Origin of the sequence: Paenibacillus agri (assembly GCF_013359945.1) — a bacterium.
GTDB classification, from domain to species: domain Bacteria; phylum Bacillota; class Bacilli; order Paenibacillales; family Paenibacillaceae; genus Paenibacillus_AQ; species Paenibacillus_AQ agri.
Genome location: NZ_JABWCS010000128.1, coordinates 1 through 382 on the forward strand (window position 1 = coordinate 1; position 382 = coordinate 382).

The 382-nt window shown below is 62.6% G+C and carries 1 protein-coding gene; it reads right to left on the minus strand.

From position 1 onward, the window contains the following. The coding region (locus HPT30_RS00615; protein ID WP_175369655.1) for a hypothetical protein at positions 1–382 on the minus strand (382 nt) is incomplete at both ends.

Genomic DNA, 382 nt, shown 5'->3' on the forward strand with positions numbered 1-382 from the left:
TTGCCCCTGTGTCACCTGTTGCTCCAGTTGCTCCTGTCGCACCTGCGTCACCTGTTGCACCAGTCACTCCAGCCGCTCCAGTTGCTCCCGTCGCTCCTGCGTCACCTGTTGCTCCGGTCACTCCTGCTGCTCCTGTTGCACCCGTTGCCCCTGTGTCACCTGTCGCTCCGGTCGCTCCTGTTGCACCAGTATCACCTGTCGCTCCTGTTGCACCCGTCGCACCAGTATCACCTGTCACTCCGGTCGCACCCGTTGCTCCTGTGTCACCTGTAGCTCCAGTCGCTCCAGTTGCCCCTGTGTCACCTGTTGCTCCAGTTGCTCCTGTCGCACCTGCGTCACCTGTTGCACCAGTCACTCCAGCCGCTCCAGTTGCTCCCGTCGC